This is a genomic window from Epilithonimonas lactis (assembly GCF_900110605.1).
Lineage (GTDB): Bacteria > Bacteroidota > Bacteroidia > Flavobacteriales > Weeksellaceae > Epilithonimonas > Epilithonimonas lactis.
Map to the genome: position 1 here is coordinate 14,975 of NZ_FOFI01000003.1, position 26,725 is coordinate 41,699.

Annotated in this window: 22 protein-coding genes; 14 read left to right on the forward strand and 8 right to left on the reverse strand. The window is 39.3% G+C overall.

Annotation, left to right across the window (positions count from 1 at the left end; all coding sequences use genetic code 11):
- The first annotated feature begins 188 nt into the window (after positions 1-188).
- From BMW39_RS09665 to BMW39_RS09675, 3 genes are all read left to right on the forward strand, one after another.
- Positions 189-866, forward strand: coding sequence for a response regulator transcription factor (locus BMW39_RS09665; protein ID WP_028122386.1), 678 nt, complete (start codon positions 189-191; stop codon positions 864-866).
- A gap of 49 nt (positions 867-915) precedes the next feature.
- On the forward strand, positions 916-1,986 hold the full coding sequence (locus BMW39_RS09670; RefSeq protein WP_051879943.1) for a sensor histidine kinase: 1,071 nt from the start codon (positions 916-918) through the stop codon (positions 1,984-1,986).
- Positions 1,987-2,116: 130 nt separating this feature from the next.
- Complete coding sequence (locus BMW39_RS09675) at positions 2,117-2,701, forward strand: IS1096 element passenger TnpR family protein (protein WP_034974956.1); 585 nt, start codon at positions 2,117-2,119, stop codon at positions 2,699-2,701.
- A 57-nt stretch (positions 2,702-2,758) separates the two neighbouring features.
- Here the strand turns inward: BMW39_RS09675 and BMW39_RS09680 are convergent, their stop codons facing one another.
- The gene (locus BMW39_RS09680; RefSeq protein ID WP_034974958.1) at positions 2,759-3,397 is read right to left on the reverse strand and encodes a hypothetical protein; all 639 of its coding nucleotides are present in this window, start codon (positions 3,395-3,397) and stop codon (positions 2,759-2,761) included.
- A 312-nt stretch (positions 3,398-3,709) separates the two neighbouring features.
- Here BMW39_RS09680 and BMW39_RS09685 point away from each other — a divergent pair, with 312 nt between their 5' ends.
- Complete coding sequence (locus BMW39_RS09685; protein ID WP_083391916.1) at positions 3,710-5,314, forward strand: ice-binding family protein; 1,605 nt, start codon at positions 3,710-3,712, stop codon at positions 5,312-5,314.
- Positions 5,315-5,597: 283 nt separating this feature from the next.
- On the opposite strand, the gene BMW39_RS09690 is transcribed toward BMW39_RS09685, so the two are convergent.
- Positions 5,598-6,389, reverse strand: a complete 792-nt coding sequence (locus BMW39_RS09690) for a glucose 1-dehydrogenase (RefSeq protein ID WP_034974961.1) — start codon at positions 6,387-6,389, stop codon at positions 5,598-5,600.
- Positions 6,390-6,635: 246 nt separating this feature from the next.
- Here BMW39_RS09690 and BMW39_RS09695 point away from each other — a divergent pair, with 246 nt between their 5' ends.
- From BMW39_RS09695 to BMW39_RS09705, 3 genes are all read left to right on the forward strand, one after another.
- Positions 6,636-7,991 (forward strand): alpha-amylase family glycosyl hydrolase, encoded by a 1,356-nt coding sequence (locus tag BMW39_RS09695; RefSeq protein ID WP_034974963.1) that lies wholly within the window; start codon positions 6,636-6,638, stop codon positions 7,989-7,991.
- Positions 7,992-8,109: 118 nt separating this feature from the next.
- On the forward strand, positions 8,110-8,868 hold the full coding sequence (locus tag BMW39_RS09700) for a Rossmann-fold NAD(P)-binding domain-containing protein (protein ID WP_034974965.1): 759 nt from the start codon (positions 8,110-8,112) through the stop codon (positions 8,866-8,868).
- A gap of 64 nt (positions 8,869-8,932) precedes the next feature.
- Complete coding sequence (locus BMW39_RS09705; protein ID WP_034974967.1) at positions 8,933-9,541, forward strand: hypothetical protein; 609 nt, start codon at positions 8,933-8,935, stop codon at positions 9,539-9,541.
- 393 nt (positions 9,542-9,934) lie between these two features.
- On the opposite strand, the gene tpx is transcribed toward BMW39_RS09705, so the two are convergent.
- Positions 9,935-10,420: a thiol peroxidase gene (tpx, locus tag BMW39_RS09710; protein ID WP_034976076.1), complete on the reverse strand. Its 486-nt coding sequence runs from the start codon at positions 10,418-10,420 to the stop codon at positions 9,935-9,937.
- Positions 10,421-10,663: 243 nt separating this feature from the next.
- On the opposite strand from tpx, the gene BMW39_RS09715 reads away from it, so the two are divergent.
- From BMW39_RS09715 to BMW39_RS09730, 4 genes are all read left to right on the forward strand, one after another.
- Entirely contained in the window at positions 10,664-11,053 is a 390-nt protein-coding gene (locus BMW39_RS09715) for a DoxX family protein (RefSeq protein ID WP_034974969.1), read from the forward strand.
- A gap of 238 nt (positions 11,054-11,291) precedes the next feature.
- On the forward strand, positions 11,292-12,917 hold the full coding sequence (locus BMW39_RS09720) for an NADP-dependent glyceraldehyde-3-phosphate dehydrogenase (RefSeq protein ID WP_034974971.1): 1,626 nt from the start codon (positions 11,292-11,294) through the stop codon (positions 12,915-12,917).
- Positions 12,918-13,008: 91 nt separating this feature from the next.
- The gene (locus BMW39_RS09725; RefSeq protein ID WP_034974973.1) at positions 13,009-13,995 is read left to right on the forward strand and encodes a WG repeat-containing protein; all 987 of its coding nucleotides are present in this window, start codon (positions 13,009-13,011) and stop codon (positions 13,993-13,995) included.
- A 109-nt stretch (positions 13,996-14,104) separates the two neighbouring features.
- Positions 14,105-15,559 carry an LptF/LptG family permease gene (locus tag BMW39_RS09730; RefSeq protein ID WP_034974975.1) on the forward strand — a complete coding sequence of 485 codons (1,455 nt, stop codon included), beginning with the start codon at positions 14,105-14,107 and terminating at the stop codon, positions 15,557-15,559.
- A gap of 37 nt (positions 15,560-15,596) precedes the next feature.
- On the opposite strand, the gene BMW39_RS09735 is transcribed toward BMW39_RS09730, so the two are convergent.
- Complete coding sequence (locus BMW39_RS09735; RefSeq protein ID WP_034974977.1) at positions 15,597-17,447, reverse strand: chloride channel protein; 1,851 nt, start codon at positions 17,445-17,447, stop codon at positions 15,597-15,599.
- 207 nt (positions 17,448-17,654) lie between these two features.
- On the opposite strand from BMW39_RS09735, the gene BMW39_RS09740 reads away from it, so the two are divergent.
- Positions 17,655-18,425 (forward strand): 4-hydroxy-tetrahydrodipicolinate reductase, encoded by a 771-nt coding sequence (locus BMW39_RS09740; RefSeq protein ID WP_034974979.1) that lies wholly within the window; start codon positions 17,655-17,657, stop codon positions 18,423-18,425.
- Positions 18,426-18,556: 131 nt separating this feature from the next.
- Positions 18,557-19,102, forward strand: a complete 546-nt coding sequence (locus BMW39_RS09745; protein WP_034976078.1) for a hypothetical protein — start codon at positions 18,557-18,559, stop codon at positions 19,100-19,102.
- 66 nt (positions 19,103-19,168) lie between these two features.
- Here BMW39_RS09745 and BMW39_RS09750 read toward each other — a convergent pair whose 3' ends face one another.
- Together BMW39_RS09750 and BMW39_RS09755 are read right to left on the reverse strand one after the other, a co-directional pair.
- Entirely contained in the window at positions 19,169-19,528 is a 360-nt protein-coding gene (locus BMW39_RS09750) for a hypothetical protein (protein ID WP_034974981.1), read from the reverse strand.
- Positions 19,529-19,669: 141 nt separating this feature from the next.
- Entirely contained in the window at positions 19,670-20,380 is a 711-nt protein-coding gene (locus tag BMW39_RS09755; protein ID WP_051879902.1) for a DUF6261 family protein, read from the reverse strand.
- Between the two features lie 398 nt (positions 20,381-20,778).
- Between BMW39_RS09755 and BMW39_RS09760 the strand changes: the two genes are divergently transcribed.
- Positions 20,779-22,584, forward strand: a complete 1,806-nt coding sequence (locus BMW39_RS09760; protein WP_034974983.1) for an AAA family ATPase — start codon at positions 20,779-20,781, stop codon at positions 22,582-22,584.
- A 50-nt stretch (positions 22,585-22,634) separates the two neighbouring features.
- On the opposite strand, the gene BMW39_RS09765 is transcribed toward BMW39_RS09760, so the two are convergent.
- Together BMW39_RS09765 and BMW39_RS09770 are read right to left on the reverse strand one after the other, a co-directional pair.
- The gene (locus BMW39_RS09765; RefSeq protein WP_245750477.1) at positions 22,635-24,053 is read right to left on the reverse strand and encodes a sugar MFS transporter; all 1,419 of its coding nucleotides are present in this window, start codon (positions 24,051-24,053) and stop codon (positions 22,635-22,637) included.
- Positions 24,054-24,256: 203 nt separating this feature from the next.
- On the reverse strand, positions 24,257-26,716 hold the full coding sequence (locus BMW39_RS09770; RefSeq protein WP_034974987.1) for a glycoside hydrolase family 3 C-terminal domain-containing protein: 2,460 nt from the start codon (positions 26,714-26,716) through the stop codon (positions 24,257-24,259).
- Positions 26,717-26,725: the final 9 nt, after the last annotated feature.

The following is a 26,725-nucleotide window of genomic DNA, read 5'->3' on the forward strand; positions in this document are numbered from 1 at the left end:
TGCAAATTTAACTTAATTTCCTCAAAAAAGGAAACGAATATCCTTTATAAATTTTAACAATATTCAATATAAAAAAAGCCTCCGTAAACCCTCTTTATTAGCTTTTAAATGTTAAATTTGTGTGAACTTTAAACATTTGGTCATATAGAGTTCATTTTTTTTTAATTTTGACATATTAATAAATCGAAATGAATCGTAAAAAAATCCTTTTAATTGATGATGAACAGGACATCTTGGAAATCATCTCTTATAATTTGGAAAAAGAAGGCTATCAGGTTTTCACTGCTGGTAACGGAAATGAAGGAATCGCAAAAGCAAAAGAGATTTTGCCGGATCTCATTCTACTAGACGTTATGATGCCAGAAAAAGACGGCATCGAGACCTGCCAGGATCTAAGAAAGATCAAAGAACTTCAAAAAACATTGATTGTATTCTTGTCTGCAAGAAGCGAGGAATTTTCTCAACTAGCTGGCTATCAAGCCGGAGCAAATGATTACATTGTCAAATTAATCAAACCAAAAGTTCTGATATCCAAAGTTGCTGCATTATTACAACTAGGCGCCAACTCTCAGGAGAACTCCAACTACATCGAGATCGGCGACCTCATCATCGATAAAGACAACTTCAAAGTTTCAAAAGCGAAAGAAGAGTTTTTGCTTCCTAAAAAAGAATTTGATCTTCTTTACCTTTTAGCTTCCAACACAGAAAAGGTATTCAAAAGAGAAGAGATCTTGGAACGCGTTTGGGGCAACGATGTGATCGTAGGAGAAAGAACGATCGATGTGCACATCCGTAGATTGAGAGAGAAACTGGGAATCAACACGATCCAGACACTCAAAGGAATTGGTTATAAATTAGTAGTATAAGGTTTTCTGAAAAGAAAATCTTTTTTTTGAAATGAGATTTAGAAATTCGGTGAAGATCAATTGGATATCGGTTGCAGCATCATTTTTATTGGTGGCTGTGGTTGGCGTCGTGGTCTTGCTCTTTGAGTTTTACACGGACGACATCTACTACAAAACTCGGGATTTCAATTATTTCCTCATTTTTACGCTTTGGTTTTTGTTTGTCATCAATTATTTTGTTCTGGAGTTTCTGTTTAGCTTTTACAGTAGAAATCAAATCAGAAGAATCACGAATATCCTTCCGGAAGACATCATCCACGATTACGACACGGACCTTGGCTTCAAAGAACTCGGCGAAAAGATGCACGAGATGAATCAGCGAAACGCCGAGATGGACCTAATGAAAGAAATGGAAGATTACCGAAAAGAATACATAGGAAATGTTTCTCACGAGCTGAAAACGCCATTATTCTCCATCCAAGGTTACATCGAAACATTGCGTGATGGCGGTGTAGAAGATCTGAACGTCCGCGACAAATATTTGGAAAGAATTGACAAGTCCGTAGAAAGACTTCTCAACATCGTGAAAGATCTGGATATGATCAACCGTTTCGAGGCCGGACAAATTGAACTGAAGTTCTCGACTTTTGATATCAACCATTTGATCCAGGAGGTTTTTGACCTTTTGGAAATGGAAGCGGAAAGGCAATCTATGACGATGCAGTTGCAGACCACACAATCTCAGCTATTTGTTTTTGCGGATAAACAGAGGATCTCGCAGGTTTTGATCAACCTGATCTCCAATGCCGTGAAATATGCGAACCGCGAAGAAGCGCAGATTATCGTTTCTACAAGAGAAGGCATGAAAAGCATCCACATCTCTGTGGAAGATAACGGGATGGGAATCAAACCGGAAAATCTACCGAGGATCTTTGAGCGTTTCTATCGTGTGGAAAGCAGTAGAAATAGAAAAGAAGGTGGGTCTGGTCTGGGGCTAGCCATCGTAAAACACATTATGGAAGCTCATAAACAAATGATTTCCGTAGAAAGCGTTTATCTTTCTGGAACTAAATTTAAGTTCAAATTGGCCAAATCTTCGATTGAAAAAATGAAGAAAATGAAGGCCAATTTCATAGAGTAATTTTGATCCTGAAAACGCTGAATTTATAAAAAACTTTTTTGAAAAAAAATTTACTAGAAATTTTTATGGAATTTCATTTGTTTTATATTTGCATCATTAATCAAGCTAATAAAGTTAAAGTAAAACAACAATGGTTTATAAGATAAGAGTAATTCTAGACGCAAAGGATACGATCTTCAGAGACATCGAGGTGAAAGGTAAACAGACACTTTGGAATCTGCAATTGGGTATCAAGAGCGCCTTCAATTTACCAGGTGAAGAGTTGTCTTCTTTTTATTTTTCTGATGATGAATGGAATGAAGGCCGCGCAATTCCTTTGGAAGATATGAGCGATGACGGCGACGGCGAAATAATGTCCGACATCTACTTGCCAGAAGGTTTCCCTGCAGTTGGAGAGAAAATGAGATTCCAATACGGATTCATAGAGCTTTGGGAGTTTTTCTGTGAGCTATTGGAGATCGTGGATGAGAAACCTGCCGTCAATTATCCAATCACGGTTTACAGATTTGGAAATGTTCCATTGAAAGCGCCTAGCAAAACAGGTTCTTCCAACGGAAAAAGCAAAAACTCTGTAATGCCTTTGTTGGATGATGACTTTGGAGACTTCGAATCTGAGTTCAAAGCGACAAGTTTTGAGGATGAAGATGATGACTTCAACGATGACGAGGAAGAAGACGGCTACAACGACGTTTTCGAAGAAGACGATGAAGATTAAGAATCTTTTCTGAAATAATTAAAAGCCCGAGTTTTTCGGGCTTTTTATGTTATAATTTTAAAGACATTTTCCACCCTCTCTCCTATCTTTATTCTTCATCAAAAGTTCAAAAGTTTTCTGCAAATCAGCAATTGAGCAATTTTTCATTTCCTTATTCGGAACATTTTCGGATTTTGGATTGTTTGGAGAATTTGACCTTAGAATATATTTTTTCTCAAGACATTGAATCGCCTTATTATCGACAAGATAAAAACGTTGTTCCGTCACATCGTCTTTCGTTTCTGGTTTATCTGCAGTTCCACCATCAAAACTCCAAGCCGTGTCGTCTTTGAAAATGAAGTAAGGTTTTCCTTCATCAATAAAATAGCTCTCAGTCGATGAAAAATGACTGTCAGCCTGGAAATGCTTTACTACTTTCAGAGTTCCATTCTCAGAGTAGTAGGCCACATTTCCCGAGATCTCATTGCATTCATATTTGAAGCCGACAGAATCCAACTTCTTTGCAACCAATTCCGCATTGACCAAATTATATTCCTGCTTTATTCCACTAATGGACTTTAGATCTTTTTCAAGATCAAGCGAATGTGATTTTACTTTTGTAGTAACGGCGCTGGAGGTATTAGCTAAATCCTTATCCTTTTCATCTTTGCAGGAAAAAATGGTGAGAAGCGCGAGAATGATAGTTATATTTTTCATCGATCCATATTTTGAGGTTGTGAAGTGTACTTACAAATAATGTGCAAGAAATTTACTTTATTGATATAAGACACAATCTTTAAAGAAAATTAAAATATTAACAATGATTAAATCCAATAATTAACAATATTTAAAATTATATCATTTTTAAATATTTAAATAATTAATAAAAATATTAAAATAAAAATTTAAATTAATTTACAATAGTATATTATTATTAAATATTAATCAATAATAAATAATTATTGGCATGATTATAACATAGCATAATAAATATAAAATAATTAAATTTTATACTTCAAACAAATTTTTATGCAAAAATTTTTACGCATGGTAGTTATGTCTGCCTCGATTCTCTTCACTTCCCAAATCACGGCCCAAGCGCCTGAACTGGGAGCAACATCAGACTTTGCCATTTTCTCCTCCAATGGAGCAATTAGCAATACTGGACTTTCGCACATCACTGGGAATGTGGGTACGAATAACGGTTCCAGCACCAATTTCGGAAATGTAGATGGCGTCATGAATGATGCTAATGGCGCAACTGCAAGTGCCGCAGCCTCATTGACCATCGCTTACGACCTGCTTAACGCTGCGATACCCAATTTTTTCCCTGCGCCGCTTTTGGGGAATGGTCAAACACTTCTTGCGGGAACCTACTCTATTGGACAAGGTGCTTCGCTAAACAACACATTAACACTTGATGCGCAAGGAGACCCAAACGCCGTGTTTATTTTCAAGATCCAAGGTGCATTCTCATCTGCTTCAGGAGCCGATGTGGTCCTTACAAATGGTGCTGTTGCCTGTAATGTCTTTTGGAAGATAGAAGGTCTTGTAGATCTTGCAACCAACACAACCATGAAAGGCACCATCATCGCAAACAATGCCGCAATCGTTTTGAACAGCGGTGTATCTCTGGAAGGCCGTGCACTATCGACAACTGGCGCAGTAACTGTCTCTGGTGTGACCGTGACAAAACCGATCGGATGCGGATCTCCAGAGTTGACCGGACCAGCAGCACCAGCATTGCAGTCTGTGGCTTGTTTTACCATTTTTACAGGTAGTGGAACAGTAACGAACACAGGCGTTTCTACTGTTGTAGGCGACATTGGCTCCAACGTAGGACTTACGACAGGTTTCCAACCATTGAATGTGACAGGAACAATCCACACGAATCCAGATCAGGCGACATCCATTTGCGCATTAGACCTTAATACGGTTTATACTTATCTTAATACGTTACCTACAGATATCGAGTTGCTTTACCCTGCAGCATTCGGACAAGACCTTGTACTTACACCACACACTTATCTACTGAACGCAGCAACAGTGCTCAACGGAAAAGTGATCCTAAATGCACAAGGAAATTCAGATGCGGTATTTGTGATCAAAATTGTAGGCGCATTATCAACAAGTACTTACGCATCTGTTGAATTGATCAACGGAGCGCTTGCAAAAAATGTTTTCTGGAAAGTAGATGGCGCGATCAACCTCAACGATTATGCTGATTTCAAAGGAACTGTGATCGGGAACAATGGCGCGATCAATCTGAACACAGGAACGAAGATAGAAGGCCGTGTTCTAAGTACAACCGGAGCTGTATCTACCGCTAGCATCAATGCTATAATGACCGAAGGATGTGACACGACAACATTGGGCACAGCTTCTTCCACCACAAGCAAAAAAGCAAGTTTCTACCCAAATCCATTCTCATCGGTCCTGAATATCAATACCAATGACATGGAAACAGGATCTGCTTTGACAATCTATAATGCAGCTGGATCGATCGTTTTGCAAAAAGAACTTTCTGGCAAAACCAATTCATTACAAACAAAACTGCCTGCAGGGACCTATTTCTACCAACTAAAAGGTAAGAATGGAGCTCAGCAGACTGGAAAACTTATTGCTAAACCATAGAAGACAAGAGTTGAGCAAAGTATGTTAATACAATTATCAATAGTCGACCTTGCATTATTTGTTTCCGCTCTTATTCTGATCTTATATTACGGAAAGAGAATCAACAAAACTAAGTAAATTGTAAAATCATTTTTATACATTTTCTGACAATTAAATCACGGACTTGAAATGCCGTGATTTTTTTGTTGTAATAGGTTTAAATAAAGTCTTAAACAAAAAAATGCCTGCACCTCTGCAGACATTTTCACTAACTAAAACTAAACTTAAAACTTAATATTATTCCTTAAGGATTCCCGTACATATTAGATTCACCACCGTCGATTGCAATGACCTGACCGGAAACATAACCATTCTCATCACTCAAAAGGTAGGCAACTAGATTTCCAACATCTTTTGGGTCACCCAGTTTTCTTGTAGGATTTCTGGATGCATATTCTGCTTCTGCAGCTTTTGGGTCTTGCGGATTGACCTGATTGAAGGCTTCTGCCACCATTGGTGTTAAAATCGCGCCTGGCGCAATGGCATTGGTCAGGATGTTATATTTTCCGTATTCCAAAGCGGCATTTTTCGTCATCCCAGCTACAGCATGTTTCGTTGCGACGTAAGCCGTCTGGTTGGAAACACCACGGATTCCACCAACTGAAGCAACGTTCACGATTCTTCCGCCGCCATTTTTCTGAAGTTCCGGGATGATGTATTTCATACCGTAATAAACTCCGAGAAGATTGATATCAATGACCTTCTTAAAGACTTCGATATCGTACTCTACTAAAGGAGCTTGCTTTCCTTCTATTCCTGCATTGTTGTAAAGGCCATCCACTTTTCCAAATGTCTTCACTGTTTCATCCACATAATTTTTCACCTGATCTTCAACGGAAACATCCGCTTTGACTGTTAAAAATTTACTTTCAGGATATTTGGATTCCAATTCTGATTTTGCTTTTTCCAGCGCTTCAGAGTTGTAATCTACCAATGTGAGATCTGCGCCTTTTGAAGCAAGTGACTCCGCTGCCGCAAGACCTAAACCCATTGCTGCACCTGTTACTATGATTATTTTTCCTTTAAAATTTGACATGATATTGTATATTATTTCATTGCTTCATTATGCAACAATAATACCTTTTAAATTTAAATAATATTAAAATTTTCATAAAATTGACAGCTTACAAACTAATTCCAAAATCACTATGACATGATGCAAATCTACAGACGCAGGAATTTATAAAACATTAACAAGCCCAGATTTTCCAGCCTTTCTTATTTTTATTACATTTACAAAATAGACAAAATAAAAATTCACAACCTCAAGAGAAACTATAAGATGAAAAAGCTGATTCTTATTCCGGCCATCGCCGCTTTATTAGTATCCTGTAAAACCCTGAAACCAACCGAAAAAACAGCTATGGAACAACCGCAAGATTGGAAACGAACCACGAATATCTATGAAGTCAATGTAAGACAATATACTCAGGAAGGCACTTTTGCTGCTTTCGAAAAAGAACTGCCGAGACTGAAGAAGATGGGTGTAGAAACACTTTGGTTCATGCCGATCACGCCAATTGCACAGCTCAACAAGAAAGGAACTTTGGGAAGCCAATACGCGGCATACGATTACACGACCATCAATCCGGAATTCGGGACCTTGGACAACTTCAAACATCTGGTAGATGAGGCGCACAAAATGGGCTTCAAGGTCATCATCGATTGGGTAGCAAATCATACTGGTTGGGACCACGTCTGGACAAAATCTCACCCAGAATGGTACCTGAAAGATGCAGACGGCAGTTTCCACAAAGCCAGCGGAATGGATGATATCATCGAGCTGGATTACTCAAATAAAGAAATGCGTCTCGCCATGATCGACGCGATGAAATATTGGGTCAAAGAGACCAACATCGATGGTTTCCGTTGTGACCTTGCAAGCTGGGTAGAGGTTGACTTCTGGCAACAGGCAAGACCGGAAGTGGAAAAACTAAAACCCATGTTCTTCCTGGGCGAATTTGACGAGTTGGAAGCACCGGAATACGGTAAGGTCTTCGATGCGAGCTACAGCTGGAAGTGGATGCATTTGTCGAAAGATTTCTACCAAAAACATTTGCCTCTTTCTGACCTGAAAAATCTTTTGGAACAATATTCAAAGATCGGAGACAACTCCATGAGAGCGTGGTTTACCAGCAATCATGACGAGAACTCATGGAACGGAACAGAATATGAAAAATATGGCGATCTCGCTCCTGCATTAGCTGTTTTCTCTGCCACTTGGAATGGCGTTCCATTACTCTACAACGGCCAGGAATTACCTATGAAATCCAAACGTCTGGAGTTCTTTGAGAAAGACCCGATTCCTTGGAATGGCAAGTACGAGCTCGAAGATTTCTACAAAACACTTTTCGCTTTGAAGTCCGAAAATCCAGCCTTACGAGGTGGCGACCCTGCGGTAACGACTTTCTGGGTAAACACCACTTCCAACGACAAGATCCTGGCTTACCTTAGAAAAAATGGAGAAAGAGAAGTTTTGGTCCTGATCAATACCACCAAAGATCCTGTCAATTTCAAATTGGAAGATGACAACTCGGTAGGAAGCTTCAAAAATGTGTTCTCAAAATCCAAAACTGAATTCACCAAAGGTTCTGATGTGAGTCTGCCTGCCTTCGGTTACTTGGTTTACGAGAAATAGTCTTTTTTAGACTTTACGATACTAAATTTAAGAGGTGATAGAGTTTTGTTTAACTCGATTCATCCAATTCATAGAAACCTTTCAGCTCAAATTGAAAGGTTTTTTTAAATCAAAACATATGAAAAAACTAGGAATTATCGGCTACGGCTGGTTAGGAAATCATATCGCAGAAAGATTGTCAGACCAATACGAGATCTTTGCAACCACGACCACACCGTCAAAGGCAGAAGAAATCAACGCCAAAGGTCATCACGCCATATTGGTCAGTTTTCCCAATGAGTTAGATCCGGAAATGAAACCGTGGGAAGTTGCAGCAGAATTGGACGCCATCATTATCAGCGTACCGTTTTCGGGAATCAGAGGTGCTCAAATTCCGATGGATGACAAAAGGCAAAATCTCCTCAACTTTCTCGGCGATTACAAAGGTCAATTATTTTTAATGAGCTCCACGGGCGTTTATCCTCAAACCGAAAAAGAATTTGCCGAGGACGACCAACCTGCTAAAACTGTCGAAAGCGAAAGTTTTATCTTGCAACAATTCCCCCAAACCAACATCCTGAGATTGGCCGGGTTGATGGGAGGAGAAAGGCTTCTTAAGAATTATAATATTTCTGACCTTCATCTTTTGGTCAACCACATCCATTACGCCGACATCTGTTCCGCTGTGGAAAAAATGCTGGATAACCAATCACGCTCCAAAGTCTACAACATCGTCGCTCCTGTCCACCCCAACAAAGAGGAAGTCATCAATGCGCAGAAGAATCTACCCTACACAGGCGAACGAACCGCTGTCGGCAGAACCATCTCTCCCGAGAAGATGATTGCCGAATTGAACTTTGAATTCCAGTATCCAGATCCGCGGTATTTTCATTTGTAAATTTTTTCAGGCACTTTCCAACCTTTGTACTTTAAAATGCATCTTAATAAATAAATGCACTATTATGAAAGTTACCATCCCAAAACCGTGTCACGAAAACTGGGCAGCCATGACACCCGAAGAAAAAGGCAGATTCTGCCAGGTCTGCTCCAAAAGTGTGAGAGATTTCACCAACGCATCGGACCAGGAAATCATCGATGACCTTTCCCAAAACCCAAACATCTGCGCCAATTTCCGCGTGGACCAGTTGGACAGGAACCTCAGCTATTCTTTTCTCAATTCTTTGTTTGCAAAATTTGCAGTGGGTTTTGTTCTCACCTCTGGAGGCCTTGTCGCGGCACAAACGCAGTCGCAGCCTCATCATCCTGTGAAAGCAAATGCGATAACAAAAGTAACAGGTGAAATAGTGGTAGCAAAAGTTCCTAAAAAGCCCGTCAAAATTGATAAAAACAGTCCCTTCATACTTGGCAAGATCGCATCAACCGGCGTTGACCGACCAGATGCCCCAATTTATGTTTTAAATGGAAAAATCATCACCGAAAATACCTTTTACAAGATTAACCCCGATACCATCGAGAAAATGAAGGTTTTAAAAGGCAAACACGCCACTTCCAAATATGGCGCAAAAGCAAAAAATGGTGCGGTGATCATTACTTTGAAAGGGAAAAAATAGGGAGATGCAAAATGAAATAGTATTTAGATTAAAATTTTGACATATTAAAAATACGCCTAAACAAGCCTCTAATGTAGATGAAAAACCACTCTGCCAAACTGTAAAAAAACACCCAATAACCAAAGCCAACAAAAACACACTTAGGTCACGGAAAGGTAACAGCGATGTAACAGAAATCATCTTCCAAAAATGATATATCAAAATGACAAAACCATCCAAACTTCAAAACAACAAAACCAAACTTTGCGTATAGGACGCGTATACCGAGCGTATACCGATAGCTTACCAAAAATCAATGTTAAAATGGCACAAATCCATTTAAATTTTATCTTCAAACAATAAAAAAGCAACCTAAAACAGGTTGCTTTTCAATACTATAAAAAGTAATAATCTTTATAATTTTACTGCCTTCATAGCTGCTTCATAATTGGGCTCGTGAGAGATGTCGCTCACTTGTTCTTCATAAACGATCTTGCCAGACGGATCTATCACCACCACAGCTCTACTCAAAAGGCCTTTCATAGGAGAATCCGTCAGTTCTACACCGTAAATCTTTCCAAAATCAGACCGGAAGTCAGACAGCATCACCACATTTTTGATGCCTTCTGCCCCACAAAATCTTTTCTGTGCAAAAGGAAGATCTTTGGAGATACAAAGCACCACCGTATTGGGAAGACTTGCCGCATCCTCATTGAAATGACGCACCGACGCAGAACAAACGCCCGTGTCTACACTTGGGAAAATATTCAGGATTAGGAATTTCCCTTTGTAGGAATCCAGATTTTGGTCTTTCATATCCACACCTGTCAAAGTGAATTTTGGCGCCTGCTTATTCACCGCCGGCAATTGGGAATAGGTATGCACGGGATTCCCACCCATCAGAACGGTATTGGCGGTCTTAGATTTTTGAGCAATAAGGACTGCTGATACGCAAAACAATGCACCGAAAACTATTTTTGAAAACATATTTTTAATTTTAAACAAATTTATCTCTTTTTGTCAAAGATTCGGATCAATCCAATTTTAAATTTAAAGTGAGGATCTAAATAACCTAAATCATTTAACAGTCTATTAGTATTTTTTGGAATCATTCTTGAACCTACTCCCAGAAAATCCCATATTATGGAAGCAAGTACAATCAAGACCATCGCAAAATACGGCTTAGGCGCCATGCTGATCTCAGCCGGAATCGGACACTTGACGTTCGCCAGAAAAGAATTCCAAGCCCAGGTCCCAGAGTGGGTGCCATTGGAAAAGGATGACACCGTTGTCTATTCCGGAATCGTAGAAATCGCCATGGGAGCCGCCATCATCGCAGCACCGAAAAAATATGAATCACTCGTAGGACAGTTAGCTGCCGGACTGTTCACCGCCGTTTTCCCTGGAAATTATGCGCAGTACAAAGAAAGAAGAAATGCTTTCGGACTCAACTCGGACAACAAAAGATTCGCAAGATTGTTCATGCAACCAGCACTGATTGCCTGGGCGTTGAAGTCTACCGATAGCAAATAATTTGACAGCTACAGGTCTTCTACTCCGCTCATACAGACATCTTAATCAAATTATAATTGAATGTCATGCTGAGCGGAGTCGGAGCATCTTCTCAAAAAGATCACCACTCAACCTCACAGTTGAGTTTTTTTGATTCCCGCATAGAATAAATCTATGTTAACAAGATCTAGAAATCAATCTTTATCTCTAAATTTATTGTCATCAAAAATCAAATTCAATTAATATCAATCAACAAACTATGAGTTCAGAACACCCAACATTCAAAGACATATTCAAAAGCGAAAACGAGATTCCAGAAGAATACAAAGTTCCCATCATCCACCAAAGGGAATATCTCCTGAACGGCGAACTGATACAGTGGGACGGCGAAGTAACCGAGATCTATTCCCCGATCTGCATCCCGACAGAAAACGGACTGGAGAGGAAACAGCTCGGCAGCATCCCGAACATCAGTCCAGAAGATGCCATGAATGTTCTGGAAGCCTCCGTAAAAGCTTACGACAACGGACTTGGTGAATGGCCAACGATGTCGGTAGAAGGCAGGATCAAATGCATGCAGAAGTTCGTCTACCTCATGATCAAAGAGCGTGATCTTGTTATCAAACTACTAATGTGGGAAATTGGAAAAACACTTCCAGATTCTACCAAAGAATTTGACAGAACCGTAGATTACATCAACCAAACCATTGACGCTTTAAAAGATTTAGATAGAGAATCCTCCAGATTCCAACAAGCGGAAGGTACAATTGCGCAGATTAGAAGAGCGCCACTCGGCGTGGTCTTGAGCATGGGACCTTTCAACTATCCATTGAATGAGATCTTCACGACTTTGATCCCGGCTTTGATCATGGGAAATACGATCTTGTTCAAATTACCAAAGCACGGCGTTCTTGCGCATTATCCATTACTGAAAGCCTTCCAAGAAGCATTTCCGGCAGGAACGGTGAACACACTTTATGGAAAAGGTGCAGAGATCATCACACCGATCATGGAAAGTGGAAAAGTGAATGTTCTCGCCTTCATCGGATCAAGTAAAGTAGCAAACGGCTTGAAGAAACTTCATCCAAAAGTCAACAGATTGAGAGCGATCCTCAGTCTTGATGCAAAAAACGCAGCCATTGTCACAAAACACGCCAACCTTGATATTGCTGTCAGCGAGATCATTCTAGGTTCACTTTCCTTCAATGGACAACGATGTACGGCTTTGAAGTTGATCTTCGTTCAAAAAGATGTGGCGGAGGAATTCACTCAGAAACTAACGGCCGCTGTTTCCGCTTTGAAGCCAGGTCTGCCATGGGAAAAGGATGTGAAGATCACACCACTTCCGGAAGTGAACAAACCGCCTTATCTTGAAGAATGCATCCAAGATGCGGTATCAAAGGGTGCCAAAGTACTCAATGAAAACGGTGGTTACAGTGAAGCTTCTTTCGTCTTCCCAGCTGTGGTCTATCCTGTGAATGACCAAATGAAATTGTACCACGAAGAGCAATTTGGGCCTGTGATTCCTGTTGTGCCTTTTGATGATATTGATGAGCCAATCGATTATCAAGTGAATGCGAATCATGGGATGCAAGTGAGTATCTTCAGTGAAGATGCCATGGAAACTTCGAAACTGATCGATTCATTCGTCAATCTTGTGAGTCGCGTGAACATCAATTGCCAGGCGCAGCGAGGTCCAGACGTTTTCCCATTCACGGGAAGAAAAGATAGCGCGGAAGGAACACTTTCTGTTTTTGATGCGTTGAGGTCATTCTCCATCCGATCATTGGTTGCTGCGAAAATTACCGATGCAAACAAAGAACTTTTGAACTCTATTGTAAGAGACCACGATTCTAATTTCCTGAGTACGGATTATATTTTTTAATCGGATCAAAATATAAAAAAGCCTTCTTCACTGAAGGTTTTTTTTGTGCATTGATTTTAAAAATATTAATTTTAGGAAAACAAACACCGGTATGAAAATCTATTCTTTACTCATTATATTTTTTATCAGTTTAAATCTGACAGCTCAAAATTTAATCCCATTCAACAACGGTGGAAAATATGGACTTTGCGACATCGAAGGCAAACTTTTACTGGAAGCAAAATATGATGAGACTCGATTTTTTTCTACAAAAACAAATGGCTACGCGGTCCAGCAAAATGGAAAATATGGTTTGATGGACAAAGATCTGAAACTGGTGATCCCATTCTTATCTATCAATCCCATTTCAGAGTCAAAAGATGGATATCTGGTTTACATTTCTGATAAGGAAGTACAATATTATTCCAAAAATTATCAACTGACGCAAAAGAAGACATTAGAAAACAGGACTGGAACTCTTGGTCCACTTGAGAGCGTTAAAGACGACGACTTTTCTGATTCTTATTCCAATGAGAAAGTGTTGGCATTATTTAATAAAAAATATCCTGGTAAAGGTAAGATCAATGTGGTCTCCGCAAATAACACCTACTATGAACTATGCTCGAAAACCGAAAGCGATTGCAAACCTTTGGGTGTTTTCCTGCCGAGGACCTCTGTATTTCTAATGAATAATGAAAAGGATGAATACAAAAACGTGACTTGGAATTCTACCATCTCAAAATATATTATTTTAGTAAAAAATGGCTCCGAACAATACGTGATCGACCAGGATAAAAAAGTGATTTTCCCATCCAAAGAATATGATAGACTGTACATTCAGAAAAATTATATCGGTTATAAAGCTAAAAACTCAATTTCGAAGAAAAGTGTCACTCACTATTATATTATCAGTTCTGGAACGACTATAGAAAACAAATTTTCTTCTTTCGACCCAGCTAAAACTTTAATGATCGACGGTAGAAAATTTGAGGTCTTTCGAGCCACAATCAATGATTACAAAAACCATCGTTCAGATCATGTTTATATTGGGGAAAATGGCAAATCCTATTTCAAGGTGGATTATGAGTTTGATAATTGATACCACTAACTGTCTTTACAAACGAAACATTTCTAAAAATTTCCTAAAATCCTACAATCAATTTCAGTATTGCTTTTTTTGCAGTATTTTTGAGGTTTAAATTTCTGAATTGAAAAAATTAGATCAATATATTGTCAAAACCTTTTTTGGGCCGTTTCTCTTTATTTTCAGTGTGCTGTTTTTCATCTTCATTGTGAATATCATTTGGACGCAGATGTCGCAATTGACAGGAAAAGGACTGAGCTATGGTGAGATTCTGAAACTCCTATTCTACCTCGGAATGAGCGTTGTGAGTATGGTTTTACCGCTGACGATTCTGCTTTCCTCCATTATGACATTTGGGGATTTTGGGGAACGTTATGAGCTTGCGGCGATGAAGGCTGCGGGAATTTCCCTTCTTCGAGTGATGATGCCATTGATGATCACGGTGGGTTTTCTTGCCGGCATATTGTTTCTATTTTCCAATAACATCATCCCAGATTTCCAGCGGAAGGCGAAAAATATGTTGTTCAACATCGTATCATCTAAGCCTGCCATCAACTTTACACCCGGTGTTTTCATCGATCAGATCTCGGGATATTCTGTGAAGTTTGATAAGATCTATGGCGAGAACGGCGAAAAGCTGGAAGGTGTATTTCTCCATAAAAATGCAAGTCCTTACGATGATCAGCAAACTATTATTGCCAAGAAGGGAAAATTTGCGCCTGCTGTGGACAGAAATTATCTAAAACTAATTCTGTACGATGGCTATGTTTATGAGGATAAAATCTCTGGCAAACCTTTTGAAGAACGAAAAAAGCAGCCGAATCAGTCGGTGAAATTTGACAGTTTGGTGTATCACTTTGACATCAGTGAACTCATTGAAAAAGGAATTGAGCAGGAAAAGATCACAGACGATTACCGTTTCCAGACCTACATGGAAGTGAACACTACGCTGGAGAAGAACAGAAAAACCAATGTCACCTCTGTGGGCGCGATGGTTTCTCCGGTAATCACGCAGACCAATAATTACGTGCAGTACATCGATAAGATCAAGACCACGGAAAAAAACATCAAGGAACCGTACAAGATCGATACGCTGAAAAAAGACAAAAAGCTGGAAGTTCTATGGGGAGCCTACAACAAGATAGAAGCCCTAAAAGACTCCGCAGCTTCCAACGAGAACAGCATCAAAGATACCATCAAACAGCACAACAAGATCGTGATGTACCAGCAGAGGATCATCTCCTACTCTTTCACGTGTCTTATTTTCTTCTTGATCGGCGCCAGTCTTGGATCCATCATCCGGAAAGGCGGAATGGGACTTCCGGTAATCATCGCGATTGTGATCTTCATCATCTTCTACGTTTTGAATCTTACTGTGGAAAATATGTCCTGGAAAGGCAAGATCAATCCTTACATTGCAGCATGGATCCCGAATATGGTCCTGTTCCCTTTCAGTGTTTGGATCACGTACAAAGCGTTAACAGATTCTCAGTTGTTTGACATCGAGAAGTACAAAGCACTCTTCAAACCGCTGATCGAGAAGTTCTCCAAACCGAAAGAACATCAACGATATCAATAAAACAAGATCAAAAGCCGAATTATTTAGTTCGGTTTTTTTATGAATCAGAATAGCCCTTTAGTACCTGTCTGTAGCTCATCAGGATGGATGATTTAGAAATGAAACCAATAAATGTATTTTGATCATCCACGACTGGCAGATACCAGGTTCCTGTATCATCAAAGGTTTGAAGAATATCCACAGGTTGATTTTCTGGTCTAATGAGTGCTGGTGGCGTCTTCATAATTTTTGTGACTGGCAGATCAGCATTATTTTCTTGATTGAAAAAATAAGGTCTGATGTCATCGAGTGTCAGAATTCCCTTTAATTTCCCTTCATCATTCAAGACCGCAAAGAGGTTTTTGTTTCCATTCTTCACCAGCTCGAAGAGGTCATTGATGGAAGCCAATTCGTTGATCGTCTGTGCGTCTTTATCAATAAAATCTTCTGTGTGCAAAGAAAATAACAGATTCTTATCATGCTCATTGGTAAAGATCTTCCCTTGTTCGGCCATTGATTTTAATTCTGGAGAGATCGGCGAAAACCATTTGGCCATCAGGTATGAGATCACGGAGACGATCATCAATGGAATGAAAAGATCATAACCAAAACTGGATTCTGCAATCAAAAAGATAGCCGTCAATGGCGCGTACAATACGCCACTCATAGCACCTGCCATTCCCACCAAAACCAAATTGGTCACTGGCACCTCTTTGAAACCGATCTGCTGACAGATCACCGCAAACAAAAACCCAACAGAGCCACCAGCAAAGAGCGATGGTGCAAAGTTACCACCATTACCACCACTGAAAATGGTGAAAGAGGTGGCAAATGCTTTTAAAAGACAGACAAGAATGAGGAAAATGATAATCGTATATTCCCGAAGGTCAAAGTATTTGAAGAAACTATTTTCAATGATCACATTTGCATGTCCGTTGGTAAAGGCCTTCACTGTGTCATAACCTTCGCCGAATAATGGCGGAAACAAAACACACAGAAAAGACAAGACCGCACCACCAAGCATTGCTTTACGAAGTCTGCTTATCTGAAGTCTTTTGAGAAAATGCTCAACCTTCTGCGAAACAAGTAGAAAATATCGGGCATACAAACCTGTCACGATTCCCAAGATGAGATAGTATGGTACATTTTTATAGTTGAAGGCCTCTCTCGTGTAAAACCTGAAAAGCACATCTTCCTGAAGCAAGATCCTGGATAAGAGACTTCCGCAAACCGCCGCTACGACCAATGGAATAAAATCTGTAAAAACAACGCCAGTGAGCAAGATCTCAAAAGCAAACATGATCCCGGCAATCGGTGCGTTGAAAGCCGATGCAATACCAGCCGTTGCACCAGCTGCCAAAAGCAATGTGCGTTCTTTATAATTAAGCCGATACGTTTGCGCAAAGTTGGAGCCTATTGCCGCACCAGTCACAGCAATTGGGCTTTCCAAACCAGCAGACCCTCCAAGACCGACGGTGATCGCACTTTGCACGATCTGAGAATAAGTTTTGACCGATGAAACAATACTCGAGTTTTTTGCGATCTCGTACAGGATAGCACCAATTCCTTTTCTGTCCTGTCCTTTGAAGATGGTAAGCACGATGCTGGTTGTCAACACGATTCCTAAAAATGGAAAGATGATATAGAACAAGACCTGATACTCAAAATGAACTTTGTTGGTGATGAAAAAGTGGATATTGTGAACAATTGTTTTCAGGATAACGCCCGCCAATCCTGCGGTACATCCTACCAGAATACCAGATAGCAAGAGGAATTGACTTCTGCTCAATTTGTTATTTAGCCAATGGATGATCAACTCATAACTGCGTGCCTTCTCCAAACCATATTGCTGGAAATCCCTTTTGAACTTGAGAAAGCTGAGAAATCTTTTTTTGTTATAAATTTTCACTTCTGGTATATTTCTTTTTAAGTAAAATGGTTACAAACACATTTCCTTTCACTAATGAATGTTCCACAAATATATCAAAAGCATATGGGAACAACGATGGTCTTTTAGAAATCCCTACCACAGACAAGCCTTTAATTATTTTATTGTACCTTACTGATGTTAATATTCGAAATCATCATTAAAATAAAAATCTAAAAAATTGTAATTATGAAAATAGGATTAATAGGATTTGGAAAGGCAGGAAAAGCAGTGGCCAACGTTATTCTTCAGCATCAGGATTTCACCTTGGAATGGGTCCTGAAGAGTAATGACAAGCTGGATCACCTGTCTGCCAAAGATATTCTTGGCCTCTCGGCACCGGACCCGGCGCTGATCTTTTCTCAGCAGAGCAACGACATCGCGACACTCCTGACGGACCATCCTGTGGACCTCATCATCGATTTTTCTACAGAGGAGAGCATTCATCATTATGGTAAGATTGCCACTCGAAAAAAGGTGAAGATCATCTCTGCCATTTCGCATTATGGGGAAGATGAGACCAAACTTCTCGAGGAACTCGCTGCCAATAATGTGGTCTTCTGGTCGCCCAACATCACTTTGGGCGTCAACTATTTGCTCTTTGCAGCGTCATTGCTCAAGAACATTGCGCCTGCTGTGGACATTGAGGTCATCGAGGAACACTTCAAAGCGAAGTCCGGCGTATCGGGAACAGCTGTGAAAATAGCAGAGGTTCTGGACATCGAGACCGAAAGTATCAACTCCGTGAGAGCGGGTGGCATTGTTGGGAAGCACGAGGTCATCTTCGGATTCCCTTATCAGACCGTAAGACTGGTGCATGAATCGATCTCGCGGGAAGCCTTCGGAAGCGGCGCGCTTTTCGTAGCAGAAAATCTGAAAGACAAAAAGAACGGTCTTTACAACTTCGAAGACATTCTGAGGCCTTACTTCTTCAGTCAATCTCAAAATAGTTTATCTTGAAGGAAACATTTATCAGTTTGATGTCGGCCATTAAATAAAAAAGCCAGATTTAGCGGTCTGGCTTTTTTATGTTTATGATTTTAAAGAAAACGCAATTAAAGCCTTATATTCGTACCCTAAAAACTGATGTTATGAGAAAAATTATTGTTTCGATATGTGCGGTGGCTGTCCTCCAATCCTGTATCGTCACTACCGCTGCCAAAGCCGTGACAGGCGTTGCCAAATTGGGTTACAAAGTGGTAAAAGGCACTGTGAAAGGTGTAAGCTGGGCAGTGAGCAAAGCCAACGGAAAAATTGATAAGGACAGGATCGATGGGACCTGGAAGATCGTAGGCGTGTATCACGGTTCTTTTGAGCAGTTCAGCCAGGACCAGAATCCTGAGAGTTCCTTCAACAGTGAATGTATCGAAGGCTACGACCAGATCATCTTCAACTCCAAACGTTCCAAGTACAAGCCTGTGCATTGCAACACGGAGAAAGAAAGTTGGGAAAAATATGATTTCGAATTTGGGAAAAACCCTTTGACCAAAGAGAAAGAAAACTACCTGGAGTTCAACTCCAGCAACTACATCACCATCATCGATATCAATAGCAAGACGATGATGCTGGAAGGTAGCCTGATGCCGAAGCAAGCCTTCTCCGGTGGTAAACTCTATCTCCTGGAAAAGATAAAATAGAACAAGAAAGCAACCTGATATGGGTTGCTTTTTTTATTTTAAAATACCGAAACAGAAGTTCAGATATTAATTAAGTTCGTAGTTGGAAATCACCATGCTCAAAATGAAATGCACAAGGTCCTGCTCAGCCGTCTTTTTGCTGATCAGTTTTTTCTTGTAATGTGCGGAGGAAAAAACGCCTATAAAATTTTTATACGCCGTAAAAGCCTCTCCTCTGATGTAGGTATTCAGATTGCCATCTTTCTTTTTAAGGATCTGATCATCCAAAGTTCTGACCTTGAAGAGGACCTCGCACAATTTTGATTTTTGACTCACCGGCGCAGAGTATCTCTCCACAATATTAACCTTAAATGAATTCAACAGAATCGTATTAAAAACAACATTAGACCCCTCTTCATGTACGTTGAGTTCAAGCGTATAGTTCATTAATTTATTTTTTTTGCTAAAATAGAAAATAGAAAATAGATTTTTTACGATTCAGGTCATTATTTTTGATTTTTTTATGAGAAAATTTTGACGGTATCTATCAAAAATAAAACAACCTGATGGGGTTGTTTTATTTAGTTTTTATTGTGGTACGTTCTCACCTTTGTTGACCAATGGTGGCAGGTTGGAATTCTTCGCCGCCTTCACCAGTTCGTTCACATCATTGTAAAAAAGTTTCCAGTCTGGGACGTCTTTCATGGCTGTCAGGAGTCCGAAGAAAGATTTCAGGGTTTTCTCCAGGTCGTTACGGATGGCAGAGGCACTCTTCTGCTGGCGAAGGTCAGCGTTGGCACCGGCCTGCTCTGCAAAGATCGCTTCGAAGGCCATTTGCCTGCCTTTCATATCGTCGAAAGCAGCGGTGAGAGACAAGGCTGTGAGCTTCTGCGCATTCTCCCGTTTATCCAATTCCTCGATCAGTTTTTTCATCTGGGCGGATTGCGAGGAGTAGCTCATGCGGTCGAGGTCCAGACCAAATTGTTTGAAGATCTGATAGAGGTCTTGTGCAGATTGATAGCCAGGCAACGTGGCCATTTTTCGGTAGCTGTTGAGGAAGGCCTTCAGTGCGGCGTAAGCCATGTCTCTTTCCCGATCAGCTTGGGCAACGTCATTTCCTTTTCCGCTGAATGTCATTTTGGTATAGACAGCATCATACTCCGCATACTTCACCTTCAGTTCCTCCAGAAGTGGATGCGCATCGATCACAGGATAATTTCCTGAATCCGAAGTATTGATCGTTCTCTGCGCGAGCGTCGCCAAGTCTTTTGTGCTTAGCTTTCTTAATGTGATTTTCATAAATCAAATGTGTTTTTGTTAATAATTTATTTAATGAATTTCGTTTTTAAATATATTATTTTTTTGATTTCTGGCAAAACAATCTGTTTAGACTAAAAACATTTTGTGTTTTAGTTTAAACAACCTGTTTAGAGAAAAAACAAGTTGAGGTTTTGTCTAAACAAGTTGTTTGAACAAAAAACATTTTGTGTTTTGGTTTAAACAAGTTGTTTGGAAAAAATGACAGTTGAGGTTTGGTTTAAACGGGGTGTTTGGGGGTTTGATAGTTTTTGATTTGTTAATTTCAGTAGAAATACGAATGGATTAACTTCCATAAATAGCGTATTATGAGTAGTAAAATTTAATTTGAGCTTTGTATATTTGGATTAAATACATATAAAAGATTCTTAAATTAGGCCATGATAATTAATATTCAAAATAACGGAAAGATTTTAAAAGAAAAAACAAATCTAAAATTACCTGATTTCACAATATTAACAGGCGAAAATGGTTCTGGTAAAACTCAGTTATTAGAGTATTTGAGAGATTATGGAGCAATGAATAGAATGATGAATAATTTTAGTGATAATAATTTAATATCTGCCATAAGCGATAATAATGGCAAGATATTAAAAGATATAATTCACTCTTATCCAGGAGTTAAGAGATCTGATAATTTACATTTTCAACAGCAACACCAGCAGCAATTAATACAAACAATAAAAGATCAATGGAAAAAATTGAAGGATATTGCAAAATCATGTCTGCTAATAAGGAGTGAATCATTCAATAATGAATTTGATGAATTACAGGCTCTAAATGATGCAAGAATAGAATTTCAAAAGTCCATGACGACAGAAAACACGAAATTAGATAAGGCAAAATTCATTTATGTTCAACAATATGAATTGAACACCCTTAAATTATTAAGCGAACAAACTTCAAAAGAAATTTATGATTTAACACTACTGGATTACATAACTTTTTACAATGTATATAATGATTTATTTTCTTCTGCTTTAGATGTTTTATTCCACCAATTCAATTTAAAACAAAAATATTTCAGTCATTTAACACAAAATATCTCTGCACCTTGGATAGTTTTTAATGATATATTAGATAAGGCAGAGTTTAAATATACTACAAAATATACAGCATCATTAGACGATGAAGAACCTACATTAATCCATCTTATCGACAGGGAAAGTGGTATGAAGGTTAGTTTTGAAAGCTTATCTTCTGGTGAAAAGACTATACTGGCCCTTATTTTTGTTTTATACAATTCATCAAATAACGGAAAATTTCCTGAAGTCATATTATTTGATGAACCAGATGCACACTTACACCCTTCTTTGACAAAATTGTTTTTAGATGTAATTAAAGAGGTACTCGTCGAGAAACAAAATGTCAAGGTTATTTTAACGACACATTCTCCATCTACGATAGCACTAGCTCCCGAAGAATCTATTTATAGAATGGACCGAACTTTGGGATATCCTATAAAAGAAGATAAAGATGTTGCAGTTCAAAATCTGAGCAGTGGCCTTGCGTCAATAAGTATTGAAAATGGGAATTTTGGAATCATATATAATATTAATCAGACTAATAAACACATATTATTTACTGAAGGTATCACAGATAAGATAATTCTTGAAATCGCTTGGAAAAAATTATATGATTCCAAAGAAATACCTTTTTTTGTTCAAGATTCATTTTCAGTTAATTTCTTAGGAGCATTATTTAATCAAGGAAATCTAAAACCCGACGGTATATTTCACCAATTTCCACACAAAGCACTCATAGCACTATTTGATTTTGACAATGCAGGGTATTGTGGTTGGAATAGAGATGAAAAATTTCCAAGTATTATTGAAAGTAATCCTTCTAAATGTTTAACTAGAAGTAATAATAAAAATGGTTATCTACTACTATTACCAGTTCCTAGCGAAAGTAATATTCGAAATCTTGTAATTAAAAATGGACAAGAAACATTTAAAGAAAAATCTAATTTAACAATAGAGTCATTGTTTTTAAATGTTCCTGGCTTTGCAGAAAAATATTTTACAATAGAATCACTTCCGGGGGGAGGGAGTTTCTATTCTTTTAAAGCAAAAAAAAGAAAATTTGCTGAAAATCTTGAAATCTTGGAATCAAAATATTTTGAAAATTTCAAACCATTATTTGAAAAGATTGAATTTATAATATCATCACACAATTTTAAATAACAAAAAAACCTGCTCAACGCAGGTTTTTTTGTTTATCAATTTCAAAGATCTTAATGCCCAGACTTAGCCTCAGCATCCTGTTTCACATGACCCAGATATTTGGTGCAATAGGCGCCGAAGATCAGGATAAACAAGTAACAGAACACAGGGATCACAAAGGAATGCTGAACGCCAAACTGATCTGCCAAGTAACCTTGGAAAATCGGAACGATCGCACCTCCTAAGATGGCCATTACGACCAAAGAAGAACCTTGGCTCGTGTATTTTCCTAAGCCGGAAATCGCCAATGTGTAGATATTAGAGAACATAATCGAGTTGAAGATCCCAATTCCCAAAATGCTGTACATCGCCAGTTCGCCGTGGTTCAGCATCGCTGAGATCAATAGCAGAACGTTGATCCCTGCAAAGATAGAAAGGGTTCTTGCTGGAGCAGATTTTCCGATGAAGAACGCAACGAAATTTAAAGCGATAAATACCAAGAAGAAACTGATCTGTGCAAACGTCAGATCCACAATACTGAAGATCACCAAGAAAACAGCAATGGCTGCGCCCAACATATAGATGGCTTTTTTGCCTTGGCTGATGGAATGATTCAGAGAAATTGCACCCAGGAAACGCCCGATCATCGCACCGCCCCAATACAGTGCTAAATAGTTTTTGCTCACGACCTCGGAAAGGTTCATCACTTGTGGTTGTTCCAAAAAGCTGATGATAAAACTTCCTACCGCTACTTCGCCACCAACGTAGCAGAACATCGCGAAAACACCGAATTTCAGGTGGTTGTACTTCAAGGCACCATAGCCTTTTACGATCTCTTCGCCTTTCACCTGAAAGTCAGGAAGCTTCACTCTTGAGATCAACAAAGCGACCAATAACAGGATTCCGGCAAAAATAAGATATGGAATTTTTGTTGCTGCTGCGGAGAAAGAGCCGTCAGGTGCAGAGAATAATTCGAAAATTAAATGTCCGCCCAAAACCGGTGCAATGGTTGTCCCGAATGCGTTGAAAGCCTGCGTCATATTCAGTCTGCTGGACGCGGAATCTTCCGGACCCAACAGTGAAACGTAAGCATTAGCCGTAATCTGCAATACCGTGAAACCCAAACCTAAAATAAACAAAGCGCCTAAGAACAACGGATACGAAGATAAACTCGCCGCCGGATAAAACAAAACGCAACCAAAAGCTGCGAGGAAAATTCCGAAGAGAATTCCTTTTTTGTACCCTACTTTATCGATGGGGTCACCCTGCGTGGTTGAAATTAAAAAGTAAATTAACGAGCCTATAAAATAAGCACCAAAGAAACAGAACTGTACCAACATCGACTGGAAGAAGGTCAGATTGAAGAGCTGTTTCAGGTAAGGAATCAGGATGTCATTCATACACGTGATGAATCCCCACATAAAAAATAAAAGCGTAATGGTAATCAAAGGGATTGTATAGTTCCTCTTCGATTGTGCGTCATTCGTCATAATCATTCAGTTTAAAAATAAAGAGGCTAAAGATAGCCTCTTTTGTTGATAATTGCTTATTTTGAGACAATAAATTTGTCATTAAAAATTGAACATTTGTTTTCAAAATTCCATTAAATTATTTTCCCCTTCCCTAAAGGGTGTAATTTTATTGAGAATTTTCCTCCCTTTAGGGTTGGGGTAAAGAAAATTCTCCTGAAAATTTAAGGTCTTAAATCTTCAAACTTTGTATCTGCAGGGAAAATGTGCTGTACTTTTTCAACCACGAGTTCTTTTGGTAGCGAGAAATCTGCAGTTTGTCTAATGTCCAAAGAAGACGCTCCCACAGACACTTTATAATTTCCTGCTTCCGCAACCCAAACGGATTTTGCGGTGATGTAAGAAGCCAAATCTTTCGGATTCAAAGTCAGAGTGATGGTTTGAGATTCTCCCGGTTTCAAATCTTTTGTTTTGGCGTAGGCTTTCAACTCAGATTTTGGTTTGTCGATGGATTGGTTGGGTGCAGAAAGATATAGTTCTACAACTTCTTTTCCGGTGACTTTTCCGGTATTTTTAACTTCAACCGTTACCTCTAATTTACTATTGAATGTTTTAGAATTCAGTTTTAAATTACTGTAAGCAAAGTCAGTATAAGATTTACCAAAACCAAATTCATAAGACGGTTTTACATTAAAGGTATTGAAATAACGGTAACCCACATAAACACCTTCTTCATACGTCACATCTTTCGGATTATCGGCAGGAATTCCCGGGAAATTCTTTGCTGATGCGTGGTCTGAATAATTGACAGGAAACGTCATCGTCAGTTTTCCCGAAGGATTTACTTTTCCTGAAACGACGTCAGCAACGGAATGTCCGCCTTCTTGGCCAGGCTGCCAAGCCAAAAGAATCGCATCGACTTTGTCTTTCCACGAAGCCGTTTGGATGACGCCACCGATATTTAAAATTACCACCACTTTTTTTCCTTTTGCGTGGAACGCTTTGGAGATTTTATCCAACATTTCGATTTCTTCCGTTGCCAGATTGAAATCTTCATTCACTACTCTATCGCCTCCTTCGCCGGAGTTTCGTCCTAATGTTACAAAAGCGATTTCAGAAGTTTCTGCTTTTTTAGCCAGGAAAGCGTCGTCCATTTTCATTTCAGCCAGTCTTCCCGGAAGTGCTAAAATGCCTCTTGCTTTTCGGCTTTCTTTTTCGGCAGTTGCTTCTTTTTCAGCGAAAGGTTTGTACAAATCAACCAATTCTTTGTCCAGTTTGTAACCTGCAGAATTTAAACCTTCCAAAAGGGAAACCGTATGTTTGTTGTTCACACTTCCACTTCCTGTTCCGCCTGTAATCCAGGCATAAGAAGTCACTCCGAATAATGAAACTTCTTTCTGTTTATCGGCAAATGGCAATGCATTTTTTTCGTTTTTAAGCAAAACCATTCCTTCTGCTGCCGCGTTTCTCGTTACCTCTGCGTGTTCAACCAAGTTTGGTTTGTCGCTGTATTTATACTGTGCGAAAGTTGGCGTTTTGAAAATATATTCCAAGATTCTTTTCGCATTCAGGTTTGCCACTTCCTGAGATAATTTACCGGTATTTAAAGCTTCCAACAACACTTTTTTCTGCGCTGGAATTCCCGGCATTAACAGGTCATTTCCTGCATTCATTTGTTTAACGACATCAGAAAGTCCGCCATCTTTAATCGATTCAAATCCCGGGAAACCTCCGAACCAGTCAGTCATTACAATACCTTTGAAACCCCATTCATTTCTTAAAACCTGAGTCAGTAAATCTTTAGAATCTGAAGTGTAAACGCCATTTAGTTTGTTGTAAGACGACATTACCGTCCAGGGCTGAGATTCTTTCACCGTAATTTCAAAATTTCTCAGATACAGTTCTCGCATTGCTCTTTCGGAAATGTGGGCATTGATGGTCAAACGGTTGGTTTCCTCGTTATTCGCAGCAAAGTGTTTGATGGAAGTTCCAACACCTTGCGACTGAATTCCGTTCACAATCGCAGCCGCAGTTTTTCCTGAAATTAATGGGTCTTCAGAGTAATATTCGAAGTTTCTTCCGTTCAACGGATTTCTCTGAATGTTCAAAGCCGGAGCCAAAAGAACATCGACTCCATATTCCTTCACTTCATTACCCATTGCTTTTCCAACTTTTTCCAGCAAATCTTTATTCCAAGTTGAAGCTAAAGCTGTTCCCACTGGAAATGCCGTTGCATAATAGGTTTTTGAATCATTATCTCTCGTTGGTTGAATTCTCAAACCTGCAGGTCCATCTGCAACAATCGTCGCAGGAATTCCGAATCTGTCAAAAGAATCTGTTCCACCGGCAGCTCCGGGAACCAAGCCTTGTTTTGAATCGCCAACAGGACCTGTCAGAACTTCAATTCCTGGCATTCCGGTTCCGATTAAAAGATTGACCTTTTCTTCGTTGGTCATTTGCCTGATAATGGCGTCGATTCTTTTGTCAACAGAAAGTCTTGTGTCTTCCCAAACATCCAATTTTCCGTTGTTGTTGGAATCTTTAAATGTTTTTCCGTCAACGGTTACCGTTGCATTTTTAGTCTGAGCATTCGCAAACGGCGATGCAGCCAATAAAGCCAGGAATAATCCTGAATATTTTGCTTTCTGAGAAAGTCCTATCAGCGTTGATATATTCTTCTGCATAATTCTATA

Excerpts from the sequence above, each read along its gene's own strand:
- BMW39_RS09665 (WP_028122386.1), top strand. The coding sequence starts at position 189 with ATGAATCGTAAAAAAATCCTTTTAATTGATGATGAACAGGACATCTTG.
- BMW39_RS09675 (WP_034974956.1), top strand. The coding sequence starts at position 2,117 with ATGGTTTATAAGATAAGAGTAATTCTAGACGCAAAGGATACGATCTTC.
- BMW39_RS09680 (WP_034974958.1), bottom strand. The coding sequence starts at position 3,397 with ATGAAAAATATAACTATCATTCTCGCGCTTCTCACCATTTTTTCCTGC.
- BMW39_RS09685 (WP_083391916.1), top strand. The coding sequence starts at position 3,710 with ATGCAAAAATTTTTACGCATGGTAGTTATGTCTGCCTCGATTCTCTTC.
- BMW39_RS09690 (WP_034974961.1), bottom strand. The coding sequence starts at position 6,389 with ATGTCAAATTTTAAAGGAAAAATAATCATAGTAACAGGTGCAGCAATG.
- BMW39_RS09695 (WP_034974963.1), top strand. The coding sequence starts at position 6,636 with ATGAAAAAGCTGATTCTTATTCCGGCCATCGCCGCTTTATTAGTATCC.
- BMW39_RS09700 (WP_034974965.1), top strand. The coding sequence starts at position 8,110 with ATGAAAAAACTAGGAATTATCGGCTACGGCTGGTTAGGAAATCATATC.
- BMW39_RS09705 (WP_034974967.1), top strand. The coding sequence starts at position 8,933 with ATGAAAGTTACCATCCCAAAACCGTGTCACGAAAACTGGGCAGCCATG.
- tpx (WP_034976076.1), bottom strand. The coding sequence starts at position 10,420 with ATGGGTGGGAATCCCGTGCATACCTATTCCCAATTGCCGGCGGTGAAT.
- BMW39_RS09715 (WP_034974969.1), top strand. The coding sequence starts at position 10,664 with ATGGAAGCAAGTACAATCAAGACCATCGCAAAATACGGCTTAGGCGCC.
- BMW39_RS09720 (WP_034974971.1), top strand. The coding sequence starts at position 11,292 with ATGAGTTCAGAACACCCAACATTCAAAGACATATTCAAAAGCGAAAAC.
- BMW39_RS09725 (WP_034974973.1), top strand. The coding sequence starts at position 13,009 with ATGAAAATCTATTCTTTACTCATTATATTTTTTATCAGTTTAAATCTG.
- BMW39_RS09740 (WP_034974979.1), top strand. The coding sequence starts at position 17,655 with ATGAAAATAGGATTAATAGGATTTGGAAAGGCAGGAAAAGCAGTGGCC.
- BMW39_RS09745 (WP_034976078.1), top strand. The coding sequence starts at position 18,557 with ATGAGAAAAATTATTGTTTCGATATGTGCGGTGGCTGTCCTCCAATCC.
- BMW39_RS09750 (WP_034974981.1), bottom strand. The coding sequence starts at position 19,528 with ATGAACTATACGCTTGAACTCAACGTACATGAAGAGGGGTCTAATGTT.
- BMW39_RS09755 (WP_051879902.1), bottom strand. The coding sequence starts at position 20,380 with ATGAAAATCACATTAAGAAAGCTAAGCACAAAAGACTTGGCGACGCTC.
- BMW39_RS09760 (WP_034974983.1), top strand. The coding sequence starts at position 20,779 with ATGATAATTAATATTCAAAATAACGGAAAGATTTTAAAAGAAAAAACA.
- BMW39_RS09765 (WP_245750477.1), bottom strand. The coding sequence starts at position 24,053 with ATGACGAATGACGCACAATCGAAGAGGAACTATACAATCCCTTTGATT.
- BMW39_RS09770 (WP_034974987.1), bottom strand. The coding sequence starts at position 26,716 with ATGCAGAAGAATATATCAACGCTGATAGGACTTTCTCAGAAAGCAAAA.